The 14,010-nt window shown below is 73.7% G+C and carries 14 protein-coding genes; 1 reads left to right on the top strand and 13 read right to left on the bottom strand.

All coding sequences use genetic code 11. The features are described from left to right. Window positions 1-2: 2 nt before the first annotated feature. The 9 genes from ACLIBK_RS13685 to ACLIBK_RS13645 form a co-directional block, all read right to left on the bottom strand. Complete coding sequence (locus ACLIBK_RS13685) at window positions 3-1,769, bottom strand: ShlB/FhaC/HecB family hemolysin secretion/activation protein (protein WP_415387824.1); 1,767 nt, start codon at window positions 1,767-1,769, stop codon at window positions 3-5. A 129-nt stretch (window positions 1,770-1,898) separates the two neighbouring features. After that, on the bottom strand, window positions 1,899-2,690 hold the full coding sequence (locus ACLIBK_RS13680; protein ID WP_415387823.1) for a glycosyltransferase family 2 protein: 792 nt from the start codon (window positions 2,688-2,690) through the stop codon (window positions 1,899-1,901). A 362-nt stretch (window positions 2,691-3,052) separates the two neighbouring features. Then, window positions 3,053-4,033, bottom strand: a complete 981-nt coding sequence (locus tag ACLIBK_RS13675) for a S1C family serine protease (RefSeq protein ID WP_415387822.1) — start codon at window positions 4,031-4,033, stop codon at window positions 3,053-3,055. Window positions 4,034-4,271: 238 nt separating this feature from the next. Further along, window positions 4,272-5,258, bottom strand: a complete 987-nt coding sequence (gene corA / locus ACLIBK_RS13670) for a magnesium/cobalt transporter CorA (protein WP_415387821.1) — start codon at window positions 5,256-5,258, stop codon at window positions 4,272-4,274. A gap of 99 nt (window positions 5,259-5,357) precedes the next feature. Next, window positions 5,358-6,074 carry an acireductone synthase gene (mtnC, locus tag ACLIBK_RS13665; protein ID WP_415387894.1) on the bottom strand — a complete coding sequence of 239 codons (717 nt, stop codon included), beginning with the start codon at window positions 6,072-6,074 and terminating at the stop codon, window positions 5,358-5,360. A gap of 98 nt (window positions 6,075-6,172) precedes the next feature. Beyond that, window positions 6,173-6,718 (bottom strand): 1,2-dihydroxy-3-keto-5-methylthiopentene dioxygenase, encoded by a 546-nt coding sequence (locus ACLIBK_RS13660; RefSeq protein WP_415387820.1) that lies wholly within the window; start codon window positions 6,716-6,718, stop codon window positions 6,173-6,175. Beyond that, window positions 6,715-7,362 carry a methylthioribulose 1-phosphate dehydratase gene (locus ACLIBK_RS13655; RefSeq protein ID WP_415387819.1) on the bottom strand — a complete coding sequence of 216 codons (648 nt, stop codon included), beginning with the start codon at window positions 7,360-7,362 and terminating at the stop codon, window positions 6,715-6,717. The genes ACLIBK_RS13660 and ACLIBK_RS13655 overlap by 4 nt, the downstream gene beginning before the upstream one ends. Before the next feature lie 133 nt (window positions 7,363-7,495). Further along, the gene (locus ACLIBK_RS13650) at window positions 7,496-7,756 is read right to left on the bottom strand and encodes a twin-arginine translocase TatA/TatE family subunit (protein WP_415387818.1); all 261 of its coding nucleotides are present in this window, start codon (window positions 7,754-7,756) and stop codon (window positions 7,496-7,498) included. Window positions 7,757-8,118: 362 nt separating this feature from the next. Further along, on the bottom strand, window positions 8,119-9,114 hold the full coding sequence (locus tag ACLIBK_RS13645; RefSeq protein ID WP_415387817.1) for a Bug family tripartite tricarboxylate transporter substrate binding protein: 996 nt from the start codon (window positions 9,112-9,114) through the stop codon (window positions 8,119-8,121). Between the two features lie 240 nt (window positions 9,115-9,354). On the opposite strand from ACLIBK_RS13645, the gene ACLIBK_RS13640 reads away from it, so the two are divergent. Next, the gene (locus ACLIBK_RS13640) at window positions 9,355-9,882 is read left to right on the top strand and encodes a hypothetical protein (RefSeq protein ID WP_415387816.1); all 528 of its coding nucleotides are present in this window, start codon (window positions 9,355-9,357) and stop codon (window positions 9,880-9,882) included. A gap of 102 nt (window positions 9,883-9,984) precedes the next feature. Here ACLIBK_RS13640 and ACLIBK_RS13635 read toward each other — a convergent pair whose 3' ends face one another. From ACLIBK_RS13635 to ACLIBK_RS13620, 4 genes are all read right to left on the bottom strand, one after another. Further along, window positions 9,985-10,521 (bottom strand): CHAP domain-containing protein, encoded by a 537-nt coding sequence (locus tag ACLIBK_RS13635; protein ID WP_415387815.1) that lies wholly within the window; start codon window positions 10,519-10,521, stop codon window positions 9,985-9,987. Window positions 10,522-10,643: 122 nt separating this feature from the next. Further along, window positions 10,644-11,264: an SH3 domain-containing protein gene (locus ACLIBK_RS13630; protein ID WP_415387814.1), complete on the bottom strand. Its 621-nt coding sequence runs from the start codon at window positions 11,262-11,264 to the stop codon at window positions 10,644-10,646. Between the two features lie 287 nt (window positions 11,265-11,551). Continuing rightward, a complete protein-coding gene (locus tag ACLIBK_RS13625; RefSeq protein ID WP_415387813.1) occupies window positions 11,552-12,469 on the bottom strand; it encodes a hydroxymethylglutaryl-CoA lyase in 918 nt (305 codons plus the stop codon). A gap of 92 nt (window positions 12,470-12,561) precedes the next feature. Further along, window positions 12,562-13,791, bottom strand: a complete 1,230-nt coding sequence (locus ACLIBK_RS13620; protein WP_415387812.1) for a CaiB/BaiF CoA transferase family protein — start codon at window positions 13,789-13,791, stop codon at window positions 12,562-12,564. Between the last annotated feature and the right edge of the window lie 219 nt (window positions 13,792-14,010).

Here is a 14,010-nt window from a genome sequence, read left to right as displayed (position 1 = left end):
GCTCAGAACCGGGCCAGGACGCGCCAGAACAGCGCGTCGGCCTTCTGGGCCGTGCCGCCGGAAGGGCGGCGGGTGTTGCGGTGGACGCCCTCGAGCTGCAGCTCGAGGTATTCGGTCAGGCGCATGCGGGCGCCCAGGCCCACGGAGGACAGGTAGCGGTCGCTGTCCTCGCGCCGGTTCTCCCAGGTCTGGCCCACGTCGTAGAAGGCGTAGAGCACCGGGTCGATCCGCACGGGGCGGCCGAGCACCTGGGTTTCCAGCAGGGTCGCCAGCTGCAGCTCGATCGAGCCGGCGAGGGCCTTGTCGCCCGTCACCTCGCCCGAGAAGAAGCCGCGGCCGAGGCGGTTGCCGCCGAGGTAGAACTTCTCCGCCTGCGGCAGCACGTCGGCGGAATACTGCCCGGCGATCGTGGCCTGCAGCGTCAGCGTGGCGTCCGGCCAGGGCGAGAACAGCGTCTGCGCCCGCGTCGCGTCCACCACGATCTTGGTGAAGTCCACCTGCGCCCCGGTGCGGCTGAGGCCGGCCGCCGACACGGAAGCGCCGTCGCGCGAGGCGCCGAAGGCGCTGAGGCCCTGCGACAGGCGGGCGACCACGGTGTTGGCGGCGGGGCGCGCGTCGCCCAGCAGCAGGTCGTAGACCGCCCAGTCCGCCCCCAGCCGGATCACCCGCAGGCTGTCGCGGCTGAGGCGCTGCTCGCGCCCGTCGTTGCCGTCCACGCGGATCTCGGTTTCCAGCGCGTCGAAGGTGCCCGACAGCAGCAGGGTCTGCTGGCGCTGCCGGATCAGCGGATAGGAGAGCGAGCCGCCGGCCACGGTGGTCTCACCCTCGTAGCCCAGGGCGCGCAGCGCGCCGGACGGGTTGGCGTCGCCGCGGCCGGCATAAAGGCGGGCGCGCAGGCCGGAGCCGCCGATGAAGAATTCCGTCGACGCCTGCCCGAAGATCTGCGTCAGGCCGGAGGCGTAGTACAGCGCCAGCTCCGAGCGCTCGCCCAACGAGGTGAAGCTGTTGAACTGCGCAGCACCCAGGAACTCCTCCGGCCCGGTGACGCGGGAGGAGCGGTTGTCGGCGGTGACGTAGCCGTTGACCGCCTGCCGGCCGACCTGCGCCACCAGGCTCAGCGCCCCCGGCACGGTGCCGGCGGGGCGCAGCACGGAGCGCAGCGCGACGCCCGGAACGTCGGAGGCCAGCAGCAGCCAGCGTTCCAGCGTCGCCGCGTCCAGCGGGCGCTGGCCCACCAGGTTGTTGAGGAAGCGCAGCACCTGGGTGCCGGCGGGGCCGATGTCGCCGTCCAGCCGGACCTCGGTGACCTCGCTCTCGCCGACCACCAGGCGCAGCGTGCCGTCGCGCTCCACGGTGGCGTCCACCACGGTGAAGACGTAGCCGGCCTCGCGGTAGCGGTTGAGGATGGCGGTGCGGGCTTCCTCGATCCGCGCCAGCGGCACGGCGGGGCCGGTCAGCGGCCCGGCCAGGCCCAGCAGCTGGTCGGCGGGAAAGGCGGTGGCGCCGTCCACCCGCACGGCGCGCACGGCCACGGCGCCGGCCACGCCGGGGGCGGCGGGCACCGGGCCGGGGGTCTGCGTCCCGGGGCCGACGCGCGGAACGTCCGGCGGGGCGAGGTTGGGGATCGGGGTGCCCTGCGGCGGCAGCACGGCGCCGGCCGGGGCACCGGGTGTGCCGACGGGCACCTGGGCGCGCGCGGGCGCAGCCGCGAACAAGGCCGCCCCGAGCAGGACCGGCAGAAGGGCGGAGCGGGAAAGCTGGGCCGGCAACCGTCTGTCCTCTGATCGGGACCCGGCGTGGGGAGCCGGTCATCACGCAGGGGCAATGGTGCGGCTGCCACGCGGAAATGTCCACCATCGCGCGAAACGGGATGGCCGCAGCGGCGTTGCGCGGCCCGCTCAGCCCGGGCGGAACTGGTCCATGGGGTCGCCGCGGAAACTGGCTTGGCCGTGGTGTTCCAGCAGGATGGCGGGGTCGCACCAGACCTCGCCGCCCAGGGCGCGCCAGCGGCGGCAGAACAGGTAGTCCTCGCTGAAATACTGCCCGGTCTCAGGGTCCAGCCCGGACTCGAACAGGGCGTGGACGCGGTCGCGCCAGGGGCCGGGGGGGCCGTCCTCCGGGTCGGGGCGGTAGCGGGTATTGGGATGGGCGGCGGCCATCCGTTCCACCAGGTCGCGGCGGAGGCACAGGAAGCCGGTACCGAGATGGGCGACCTCTACCGCGCCGGTGCGGGGGTCGCGCCGGGCGCTGCCGTCGGGGCTGGGCAGCCAGCCCACCACCCAGTCCTGCCGGTCCAGCCGCTTGCGCCGGTACAGCCCGCCGATCAGCGGCCGGTCATGCGCCAGCAGCCGCAGCACCGAAGCGGCGCCGAAGCCGATATCGGCGTCCACGAACAGCAGGTGCGACGCCTCGGACGCCAGGAAGAAGGCCAGCAGCGTGTTGCGGGCGCGCGGGATCAGGCTCTCGTTGGTCAGGGTGACGCAGGTGAAGGGCAATTCCAGCCCGAGGCAGGCGCGCTGGGTTTCCAGCAGGCCGCGCAGCGTGGCGGTGGTGAGGAGGCCGCCGTAGCAGGGCAGGCCCAGCATCAGTCCGGTGGCGGTGCCCAGCCCTTCCAGCACCGGCGCACCGGGGGACAGCCAGGGCGAGCCGGGTGCCTGTCCGGATGCCGCCCGATCCGCCGCCTCACCCATGACAGCCCCCTCCCCCAGCGCGGCGCACCGCCGCGTACCACCGTAATCCCTGCTCGGTGCCGGGCTCCGCGTCCAGGTGGTGCCGGGTGGGTCTGCGATGTTCGGACCTGGGCCAAGGGGGCTCTGCCCCCTTGGAGCCCCCGCCAGGAGCTTAGGCTCCTGGACCTCATGAGTGCCTCCGGCGGGGGCGGGATGGCCGACGTCGGTCATAGCGGGCACCGTCGGCCAACCCGCCCCCGCCGGAGGCACTCAACGTGGGGTCCGGGGAGTTTAAACTCCCCGGCGGGGTCCAGGGGCAGCGCCCCTGGCCGACGCCCGAACACCGCAGAACCAACCGATACCACCCGGACGCAGCCGGTGCGTCAGTGCAGGGAGGGCGCCTTGAGGAAGCGCTGGCGGTCGCCGGAGGTGACGCGCATGCTGAAGGTGTCGCCGTCCCGGTTCAGGGTCAGCGGCACTTCCACCCCGGCGGCGCCCAGTTCCCAGGTTCGGCGGAACAGGCCGGCGAGGTCGGTGACGGCGTTGTTGCCCACCGCCAGGATGGCGTCGCCCACCCGCAGCCCCGCCCGGCGCGCGGGTCCGTCGCCGGCCAAGCCCGCCACCACCACGCGGCCGTCATCCTCGGCGGCGAACAGGCCGAGCCAGGGGCGCGGCGGGGTTTGCACCCGGCCGGCGGCCAGGATGTCGGGCAGCACGGGTTCCAGCAGGTCGATGGGGACCACCATGTTGATCGGCATGGGGCGGCCTTCGCCGGCTTCCTGCATCAGTTGCAGGGAGCCGATGCCCAGCAGTTCGCCCGCCGGGCCGATCAGCGCGGTGCCGCCCCAGTGCGGGTGGCAGGGGGCGGTGAAGATCGCCTCGTCCACCAGGTATTCCCAGTAACCGGCGAATTCCTGCCGGGCCACCACGCGCCCGGCCAGCGCGCCGTCACGGCCGCCGGCGCCGGCCAGCACCACCGGCTCGCCCACCTTCAGCGCACGGGAATCGCCGCGCGGCAGCGGCGGCAGGTCCAGCCGGCCCAGCGCCTGCACCAGCCCGAAGCCGGAGGCGTTGTCGAAGCCCAGCACGTGGCCGGGCACGACGCGGCCGGACACGGCCGTCAGCCAGATCTCCTCCGCCTCGGTGATGAGGTAGCCGATGGTGAGCAGCAGGCCGCTGTCGTTGATCAGCACGGCGCTGCCGGTGCGCTCCGTGCCCAGTGTGCCGGCGGTGTAGGCGTCCTCCGGCACGCGGGCGCGCAGGGCCACCACGGCGGACAGCGCCCGGTCCAGGTCGAAGGCGTAGTCGTCCGGCCGCGGCCGGTTGGCGGCCGGCACCCTGCCCTGCTCTCCCGATCGCGCCATGCCTGTGCTTCTCCCTCACGTCGCGGCGCCGGCCCGGGGCTTCCGCCCCCAAGGCGCAGCTTGCGCCCTCGCGGTGCCGCGCGCGAGGAGATGGGCCGCGGCCCGGCCATGCTCCAGGGGTCGGGCGCCGCCCACGTGCCCGAGGCGATCACGATCCTGCGGCATGTTGCGGCCGGGGGTGGGGCGGGGGAGGTGGGGTGCGCCCCGCGCCCAGCCCGCCGTGCCGCCCCCGGCAGTCCTACAGCCAGCCCTTCCGCTTGAAGAACAGCACCGGCAGGATCGCGCTGGCCACCATGACCAGCAGCGCCATCGGGTAGCCGAGGTGCCAGCTCAGCTCCGGCATGTGCTGGAAGTTCATGCCGTAGATGCTGGCCACCAGGGTGGGCGGCATCAGCGCCACCGAGGCCACGGTGAAGGTCTTGATGATGCCGTTCTGGTCGATGTTGATGATGCCCAGCACGGCGTCGAGCAGGAAGTTCGCCTTGCTGTTCAGGAAGTTCGCGTGTTCCACGAGCGAGCGCAGGTCGCGCAGGATGATCTTGATGCTGCCCGTGTTCTCCTTGCGGATCAGCACGTCCCGCTCCGTGCCCAGAAAGGTCAGGATGCGGCTGAGGCCCAGCAGGGTTTCGCTGGCGCGGCTGGTGACCTCGCCGACCTGGCCCAGCGCGATCAGCGCCTCGCGAAGGTCGGCGTCGCGGCGGTTGGCCTTGGCACCGGACTTGGCGGAGCGGAAGGCGCTGCGGCTGGCGGTGTCCATGTCGCTGCCCACCCGTTCCAGCACGTCGGCCAGCCGGTCCACCACCTGCTCGAACAATCCCAGCATCACGTGGTCGGCGGAGCGCAGCAGGCTGGGCGGGTGCTTGCGGCAGCGAGCGGCGAAGACGGCGAAGGCCTTGGGCGTGGCATAGCGCACGGTCACCAGGTGGCGCGCGGCGAGCACGAAGGTGATGGGGGTGCTGCCGAACTCGCCTTCCTCGACGCCGTAGAGGAAGTTGGCGGTCAGGAACACCGCCTCGTCTTCCCGGTACAGGCGGGAGGAGCTCTCGATCTCCTGCATCTCCTCGCGCGTGGGCACTTCCAGGCCCAGCGCGGTTTGCACCGCGCGCTCCTCGTCGCGCGTGGGATTCAGCAGGTCGAGCCACACGGCAGCGCGCAGCGCCTCGGGGGTTTGCGTGCCCTCGAGCGCGACGAGTGCCCCGTTGGCGACGGTGAAGGTCGTCAGCATGGAGGGTCGGGAACTCCGCGCGGCCGAGGGGAAACGAGAGGGGGCAGGAAGGCTCCCGCTTCTAGCGTCCCGGCGCGGAGGCTGTCACGGGGACGGTTCCTAAACTCGCGGAAGGGAAAACCGCGCCGCCACGGCGGGGAAATCGGCGGCCTCGGGGTGGCGGCCGGAGGGCTGGGTGCCGTCGGCCGGACGGAGCAGCTGGCAGGTCCGCAGCCCGGCGGCGGCGGCGGCGTCCAGCTCGGCGGCGATGTCGGACAGGAACAGGATCTCGGCCGCGGGCAGGTGCAGCCCGGCCGCGATCGTGCGGTAGCTGCCGGCTTCGCGCTTGGTGCCGATCCGGGTGTCGAAGAAGCGGGTGAACAGCGGGCGCAGGTCGCCGGCCACGGAATAACCGAAGAGCAGTTCCTGCGCTTCGGCCGAGCCGGAGGAATACACGCAGAGCCGCAGGCCGCCGCGGGCCCAGGCGCGCAGTGAGGGGGCGACGTCGGGGTAGAGGTGCCCGCGCAGGCGGCCGTCCTCGAAGCCCTGGCGCCAGATCATGCCCTGAATCGCCTTGAGCGGGGTAACCTTGGCGTCCTCGGCCATCCAGCGGTGCAGGGCGTCGCGCGGGGCCTCGTCCGGGGCCAGGCGGCGCACCTCCTCCAGGATCGCGGCGAGCTCGGGACGGCTGCCCTGCGCTTCCAGGAAGCCGTCCAGCGCCGCCTCGGCGAAGGGAAACAGCGTGTCCTTGACGAAGCTGATGGCGGAGGTGGTGCCCTCGATGTCGGTGACCACGGCCGCGGTCGGCGCGGCCCCGGACGCGGTCGGCGCGGCCATGGCCGACGCGGCACCGGCCGAGCCCGGCACCACGGTGCCGTCGGCAGGCACCGCGGCGGCGGCCGCTTCCGCCGCCGCGTCGTCCGGCCCGGCTGCGGTCACGCCGTGGCCGTCAGGGCGGGGAAGCGCTCGGCCATGTCGGTGCCGGTGTAGTGCGGCGTCCAGCCCGTGGTGTCGGTGAAGACCCGCAGCACGGTGAAGGAGGGCTCGGTGCCGGCGTCGAACCAGTGGGTGACGTTGGCCGGCACGGAGATCAGGTCGCCCGCGGTGCAGTGGGCGTCGAAGACGCGGCCGTTCACGTGCAGCACGAAGTTGCCGGAGCCCTCGTGGAAGAAGCGGACCTCGTCCTCCGTGTGGGTGTGCTCGCTGAGGAACTTGGCGCGCATCGCGTCCTTGCCGGGATGCGAGGGGTCGAGCTGGATCACGTCCGCCGTGCCGGCGCCGGTTTCGCCCATGAAGGCGTCCAGGTGCGGACGGTAGGCGTCCAGCACGCCCTCCGCATCGGCGCCGGGCGGCAGGGCGGCCACGGGCCAGCGCTCGAAGCGCACGCCGATGCCGGCCAGGGCCTCGGCGATGGCGGTGGCGTTGTCGGTGTTGAGCACCACCGCATTGGTGGCGGCGTCGTGCACCACGAGTCGGCTCATGCCTGCGATCCTCCGGTGTGGGTTGCCCCGGCCTGCCGCGTCGCGAGCTCGCAGGCCAGCATGAATTCCAGCCCCTCCAGGCGCGCCAGGGCCGCGTCCATGTCGGGGCCCCATACGTAGACACCGTGGCCGCGGATCAAATACCCCGGGGGTATGGGCTGCCCTGCGTCCTGCAGCGCGTCCCAGCGGCGCTCCACCTCCCGCTGCAGCGCGGGGATGTCCTGGCTGTTGTCCAGCACGGGGATCTCCACTGCGGCATCATGGGTGGGCAGGCCGGGAAAGGCCTTGAGCAGCTCGTAGCCCTGCAGGCGCAAGCTGGACCCGGCCAGGCGGGACAGCACGGTAGCGGCGATGCTGTGGCCGTGCAGCACGGCGCCGGTGCCGGGCCAGCGGCGATAGGCGCCGCAGTGCAGCAGGGTTTCCGCCGAAGGGTGCAGCGCCGGGTCCTCGGCGCGGCCGTCGAGGTCCACCACCATGACCTGTTCGGCCTGCAGGAACCCCTTGTGGAAGCCGGAGCGGGTGATGGCCACCCGGCCTTCCGGCAGCAGGGCGGAAATGTTGCCGGCGGTGGCGGGCACCCAGCCCAGCGCGTCCAGGCGCCGCGCGGCGCGCAGGATGGATGCCGCGGCTTCGGCCTCGGTCATGGTGCGGGGGTCCGGCATCGGGCTGGGCAGGCGGCCGGTTCGGCGCGCGGCGAAGCCTGCCGGGGGCGCGGCGCCCGGTTGCCCGGGCACCGGCCGGTCGTCGGGGCCACCCCGGCGGGGCGGCCCTGCGCAGTCAGGCGGCGGGACGGCCGCCGGCGGTGGTGGTGGCGTTGTTGGTGCCCGTGGTGGGCGTGCCCGGGGGCGGCAGGTTGCCGGCCGGCGGCAGGTGGGCGGTGTCCGCCATGGACACGTCGTCCTCGTCCTTCATGTTCTTCTTGAACGACTTGATGCCGGTGGCCAGGTCGCCCATCAGGCCGCTGATCTTGCCGCTGCCGAACAGCAGCAACACCACCAGCAGGACGACGAGCCAGTGCCAGATGCTGAAGGAACCCATCGTTCGTCCTCGATCCCGTTTCGTTTGCTGGGCGGCGCACCCGGCGGCGCCAGCCCTCGTACACGCATTGCGGCCGGACACTAGTGTTCCCGGCCCCGCGGCGCAAACCGGTACGAGACAGGGACGTGGGGCGGCCCCCCGCCGCGAACAACGGGGCGGGGGGCAAGACCTGCGCAACGATGCGTAACGGTGTCGGCGGCGCGGGGCGACACAGCAAGCCGGGGGGGAAGTATCCCCCCGGACCCCCTTCTATTTTCGGGAGTTTTCGGGGGCGCCCGTGGCCGCCAGAGCTCTTTAAACTCCCGAAAGAAGGAGGGGGTCCGGGGGAGTTCACTCCCCCGGCCTTCCCTGCCCTTCCGGTCTCAGCCCTCGGCGCGGATACCCAGGCGCTGGATCAGCCCGCCCCAGCGGTTGGTTTCCTCCTCGATGAAGCGGGCGAACTCGGCGGCGGGCAGGCCCATCACCTCGAAGCCCGCGGCTTCCATCGGCGCCCGGACGGCGGGTTCGCGGAAGCCGGCCACGGCCAGTTCCTCCAGCCGGGCACGATGCGCCTCGGGCATGGAGGCGGGGGCGAAGAGGCCGGACCAGCCGTAGGAGGTGGCATCGCTGACCCCGGCCTCGGCCAGGGTGGGGATTTCGGGGACTTCGGGGGCGCGCTTTTCGCCGGTGCAGGCCAGGGCGATGGCCTGGCCTTCGCGTACCTGCGGCAGCACGGCGCCGATGGTGACCACCATGGTCTCGATGCGGCCGGCGATCAGGTCCAGCACCGCCTGCGGGAAGCCGCGATAGGGAACGTGCTCCATCTGCAGCCCTTCGCGCGCCATCAGCTCCACCATCGCGAGGTGGCCGCCGGAACCGGCGCCGACGGAGGCGAAGCTCAGCTTGCCCGGGTTGGCGCGGACATGCGCCAGGAAGCCGCGCAGGTCGCGCGCCGGCACGCCGGGGGCGATCACCAGCAGCTGCGGCGCCCGCACCGCCATGGCGATCGGCCGCAGGTCGCGCCGGGGGTCGTAGGGCAGGTTGCCGTAGAGCGCGGGGGCGGTGGTGATGGGGGCGTTGATGCTCAGCCCGATCGTGTGGCCGTCCGTGGCCTTGGCAATCATGTCGGTGCCGATGTTGCCCCCCGCCCCGGCGCGGTTGTCCACCACCACGGGCTGGCCCAGCCCGGCCGCCAGCTGCGGCCCGATGGCGCGCGCCACGAGGTCCGGGGTGGAGCCGGCGGGAAACGGCACGATCAGCCGCAGCGGCCGGTCGGGCCAGGCGGCCGGGGCCTGCGCCCGGGCCGGACGGGCAAGGGCCGCGGCGGGCAGGGCGGCAGCTGCCGCGAGGAAGCGGCGACGGCCGGGGGCGATGGGCATGGCGGTTCCTTCTGGCGGTTCCCTCCGGGGTCCTCAGCACGTCGTTCCGGCGGCGTCCAGGGCGGGGCGGCTGGGGGCGCCGGGCGGGGCGGAGGGGGCGGTCCCGGAGATGCGGACCGGGATATCCCGGGGGGATGGGCCAGGGAGCCGGGGCGACCTACGACGAGCCACGGGGATGTGGGCTGGTTCCGGCCGTGGTTCGCGGCATAATTCGTGGGCCGCAACGAAGGCAGGTTCCGCATGTGGCCGTTTCGCCGCTCGCCGCCCGTGTCCCCGCCCCTGCCCCCAGCCGCGTCGCCACCCGCCGGGCCGCCGGGACGGCGCGCCCTGTCCTTTCTGGCGCCCGAGCAGGTGGCCGGGCTCGGCCAACTGCCCGACGCGGCCATCCTGGGCTTCCTGGAGGAGGAGGCCGGCGGAACCGAGCGCTTCGTGCCCAATCCCGCCTTCACCGCCCTGCTGCACGACACGCTGCGCCGGGTGCTACCGGGCGAGCCGGACTGGCAGCAGGGCGCGGCGCGGCAGGGCGAGGGCTGGCTCTACGTGATCGACCTGCGCACCCCCGACGGGCCGCAGGGCAAGGTGCCGTTCCACGACATCATCGGCGGCTTCGAGGTGCGTGACGGCCGCATGCTGCCCGATGGCTACTGGGCCAACGAGACGTACCTCGCCTTCACCGCCGACGGCAGCATCCGGTTGCCACCGGGCCTGATGGCGGCGCTGGCGCAAGCCCTTCTCGACCCCGGTACCGCGGCGCCCGATCGGGAATAGCCCGCCCTCAATCCGTCACGAGTTGCCCCATCCGCGGTTCGTCACGGGTAGCCTGAGCGCAGCCCCGCCGCATTCCGGCACGGGCAACCTGTCCGCGCGCCGTCAGGACTGGTCCGGCCCGACCGCGGCCTGCAGGATGTCGTGGTGCACGAAGCCCAGGGCGGGAAACACCGTGTTGCCCACCGCGCCGATCGGCGGATACCAGACGCGCACCGCGCTCCAGTCGTTGCCGGGCGACACGTCGATCACCGCCTGGTCCAGCGCCACCCGGCCCTTCAGCCCGCCCGAGGCCCAGTTGGCGTGGTCCACCCGCACCTCGCGGTCCGAGATCACCTCCGTCACCACAGACAGGTGGCCGTCGCGCAGCCGGGCGGTGCGCGCGAAAACCAGCACGCTGCCCGGCCGCGGCGGGCCGCCGCGCGCGTAGCGCCCCGCCGCCGCGTCCCACCATTGCCAGGCATCGCCGCCCAGCCGGATGCCGGAGCGTTCGCGGGCAAAGGGCACGCAGCTCTGGTAGCCCTGCCCGGCCTGGTAGCCCTGCGCGGCATCGAAGGCGCCGCGATAGCCGGGCGAGCCCGGCGGCGCGGCGCAGGCCCCCAGCGCGAGCAGCAGCGCGCCGAGGCCGGGCGAAGGACGCATCGGTCGGTGATTCCCCCCCGGCGGGTCCCCACCCGCCGTGCGGCGAGCCTAGCGCGGGGAAGGGCAGCGGTTGAAGCGCCGTCGCGGCCGTGCGGGACGGCCGCCCCGGCCGGAACGGCGGATCAGCGCCCGAGGCCGCCGCGGTCGCCGGGGTCCGCCGCGGGTCCGGGGCGGGCGGAACCGTTCCGGTCGGGACCCCCGCGGCCGGGGTCGCCCCGGTTGGGGTCAGCACGGTCGGAACCACCGCGGCCGGCGTCGCCCCGGTCGGGACCACCGCGGTCTGGGCCACCGTGGTCTGGGCCACCACGGCCGGAACCATCACGGTCGGAACCGCGCGCGCGGCTGCGCGGGCCGCTCCAGCGGTCGCGCTCGGCGAACCAGGGGCGGTCGCGGTAATGCTCGCCCCAGTAGTCGCTGAAGCGGAAGGTTACCACCGGCACCCCGGCCAGCGACCCCGATTGCGGCAGCGGCACCCGGCGGCCCCGGTAGTCCTGGCGCAGCAGGCTGCCCGACACCCAGCCGCGCTGCCCGGCGACGCCGATGTCGCACCAGTTCCAGCCGTCCAGGCAGCCCAGGATCTCCACCGCCTCGCCCGCGCGCAGCACGGCCAGGCGGGGATACTGCGTGCCCGGCCCGGCCCGCAGGGGGATGCGGTCGCTGACGTAGCCCGGGGCCGCCCGGGCGGGAAACGCCTGCAACACCGCCGCCGCCACGCCCGCCAGGATCACCGCGCCGAACCGCATCCCCAAACTCCTCGCCGTTGTCGATGGTGTCCCATGTAGGCCGGGTTGGCGGCCGTTTCCTGCCCCCCTTTGCATCGCGTCGTCGCGTCGCACCGGGGGCGGCGGGCGGGGTTCAGCGGAACAGGCTGCGCCAGGCGGCCTCGGCCTGGGCAAAGGGGCCCAGAGCCGGGTGGTCGCGCCCAATGTCGTCCAGCACCGCGCGCAGGGCGAGGGCCGCGTCCCGGTTGCGCCCGATCGCCTCGCGCAGCGCGGCCTGGGCGAAGTCGCGCAGCGGTCGCCGGCGGTGCTCACATCGGGCGGCGCGCCGCCGGTACGCCGCGCAGCCGCCCGCCGGGCAGCGCGCCCGGCACGGCGGCGGCGAGGTCGGCCGCCGCCAGCAGCGCGGTCCAGTCCAGCCCGGTGTCGATCCCCATGCGGGTGAACAGCCAGGCGACGTCCTCGGTGGCGACGTTGCCGGACGCGCCGGGGGCGAAGGGGCAGCCGCCGATGCCGCCGGCCGCGGCGTCGAACACCCGGCAGCCCGCGTTCCAGGCGGCGGCGACGTTGGCCACGCCCATGCCGTAGGTGTCGTGGCCGTGAAAGGCGAAGCGCTCGCCCCAGGAGGCCAGGGCGCGGGCGAAGACGCGGCTGACCTGGTCGGGGGCGGCGTTGCCGGTGGTGTCGGCCAGGGCGATCTCCATGGAGGGGTCCAGCGCCACCACGCGCTCCACCCAGTCCAGCGCCTCGGGCTCGGGCACCACGCCCTCGAAGGGGCAGTGGAAGGTGCAGCTGAGGTTGAAGCGCACGGGCACCCCGGCCGAGGCCGCGTCGCGCACGATGCCGGCCAGCGCCTCGAAGCTGGCTTCGCGCGACCGGTTCACGTTGGCCTGGTTGTGGCTCTCGGTGGCCGACATGAACAGGCCCAGGCGCATCTGGTCGGCGCGGTTGCCGGCCGCGGCCAGGGCCAGCTCGAAGCCGCGGCGGTTGGGCACCAGCACGGTGGCTTCCAGCCCGGGCAGGCGCAGCGCCTCGGCCAGCACCTCGGCGGTGTCGGCCATCTGCGGCACGGCCCGGGGCGACACGAAGGAGCCGACCTCCATCCGTCGCACCCCGGCGTCGTAGAGCGCGCGCACCAGGGCGACCTTGGTGCCGGTGGGCACGAATTCCGCGACGGATTGCAGCCCGTCGCGCGGCGACACGTCGCTGATGATGGCCGGTTCGCTCATGCGTCCTCGCTGAACAGCGTGTTTCCCGCGCCGCATCCCCGGCGCCCGGTGTGGGAAAGGCCGGGATGGAAACCCCGGGCCATTTCCGTGCTTCAGGCGCGGGCCGCGCCGCCGCCCGCGGAGGCTCCGGGGCGGTTGCCCGCGGGGGTGGCCGCCGCCTCCCCCTCCAACTCGCGAAACACCGCATCGTTGTCGGCGCCCACCGCCGGGCCGGTCCAGCGCACCATGTCGCGCGGCGACACGCCCTGGAAGCGGAAGGGGGCGGCGGGGTGCAGCACGGTGCCGAGGATCGGGTCCTCCACCGGCAGGATCATCTCGCGGGCGGCGAAATGCGGGTCTTCGACGCAGTCGCGCACGTCGTAGAGGCGCGAACAGGGCACATCCGCCGCGTCCAGCCGCGCCTGCGCCTCGGCCGCCGGCAGGGTGCGGGTCCATTCGGCGATGGCGGCGTCCAGCTCGGCGGCGTGGCGGACGCGGCCGCCATTGGTGGCGAAGCGCGGGTCGGCGGCCAGTTCGGAGCGGCCGATGATGCGCATCAGCCGGGTGAAGATGGGGTCGGAATTCCCCGCCACGGCCAGCCACTTGCCGTCCGAGCAGGGGTAGGTGTTGGTGGGGGAGGCCGTGGGGATCGCCGCCCCGGCCGGCTGCCGGACGCGGCCGAGGCGGCCGTATTCCGGCAGCATCCCCTCCATCAGCGAGAACACGGAGGAGACGAGGTCCACGTCGGCCACCGTGCCCACCCCGCTGCCGCCCTGCCGGTCGCGGCCCCAGCAGGCCGCCACCAGGGCCAGGGCGGCGTACATGCCGGCCAGGTCGTCGCTGATGCTCACGCCGCAGCGCGGCGGCGGATACTGGTCCTGCCCCGGCGAGGCGGTGAGGTGGCGCAACCCGCCCATCGCTTCCCCCATGGCGCCGAAGGCGGGCTTGTCGCGGTAGGGGCCGTCCTGGCCGTAGCCGGACACGCGCACCACCACCAGACGCGGGTTCTCCGCCCGCAATTCCTCGGGGCCGAGGCCGGTGCGTTCGAGGTAGCCGGGGCGGAAATTCTCCACCAGCGCGTCGGCGCGGCGCAACAGGGCGCGGACGCGGCGCTGCCCTTCGGGCGACTTCAGGTCCAGCGTGACGCAGCGCTTGTTGCGGCCATGGACGGAGAACCACAGCGCGTGGCCGTCCACCGCCTCGCCCCAGCCGCGGATCGGGTCGCCCTCGGGGGGTTCGACCTTGATCACCTCGGCGCCGAGATCGGCCAGCAGCCGGGTGGCGAAGGGGCCGGCGATGTAGTGGCCGAGCTCCACGATCCGGAGCCCCTGCAACGGCAGCATGCGCGCTTCCTTTTCCCCACCCGGTTTCCGGTGCTTCGCGGGGTGCAGGCATAGCGGGGCGCGGGCCGGAGCGGAAGCGGACGGGGACCGGCGGCGCGGGCAGGCCTTCGCCTTACTTCCTTACCATCTTACTTCCTTACCGCGGCCTTCGCCGGACGGCGGGCCAGGGCGTCGATCTCGCCATGATTTTTCAGTATATTCAACAGTATAACCATGCCG

Origin of the sequence: Roseomonas sp. BN140053 (assembly GCF_047690175.1) — a bacterium.
In the GTDB taxonomy this organism is placed as follows: Bacteria; Pseudomonadota; Alphaproteobacteria; order Acetobacterales; family Acetobacteraceae; genus Roseomonas.
This window is presented reverse-complemented; position numbering and strand designations above follow the sequence as displayed.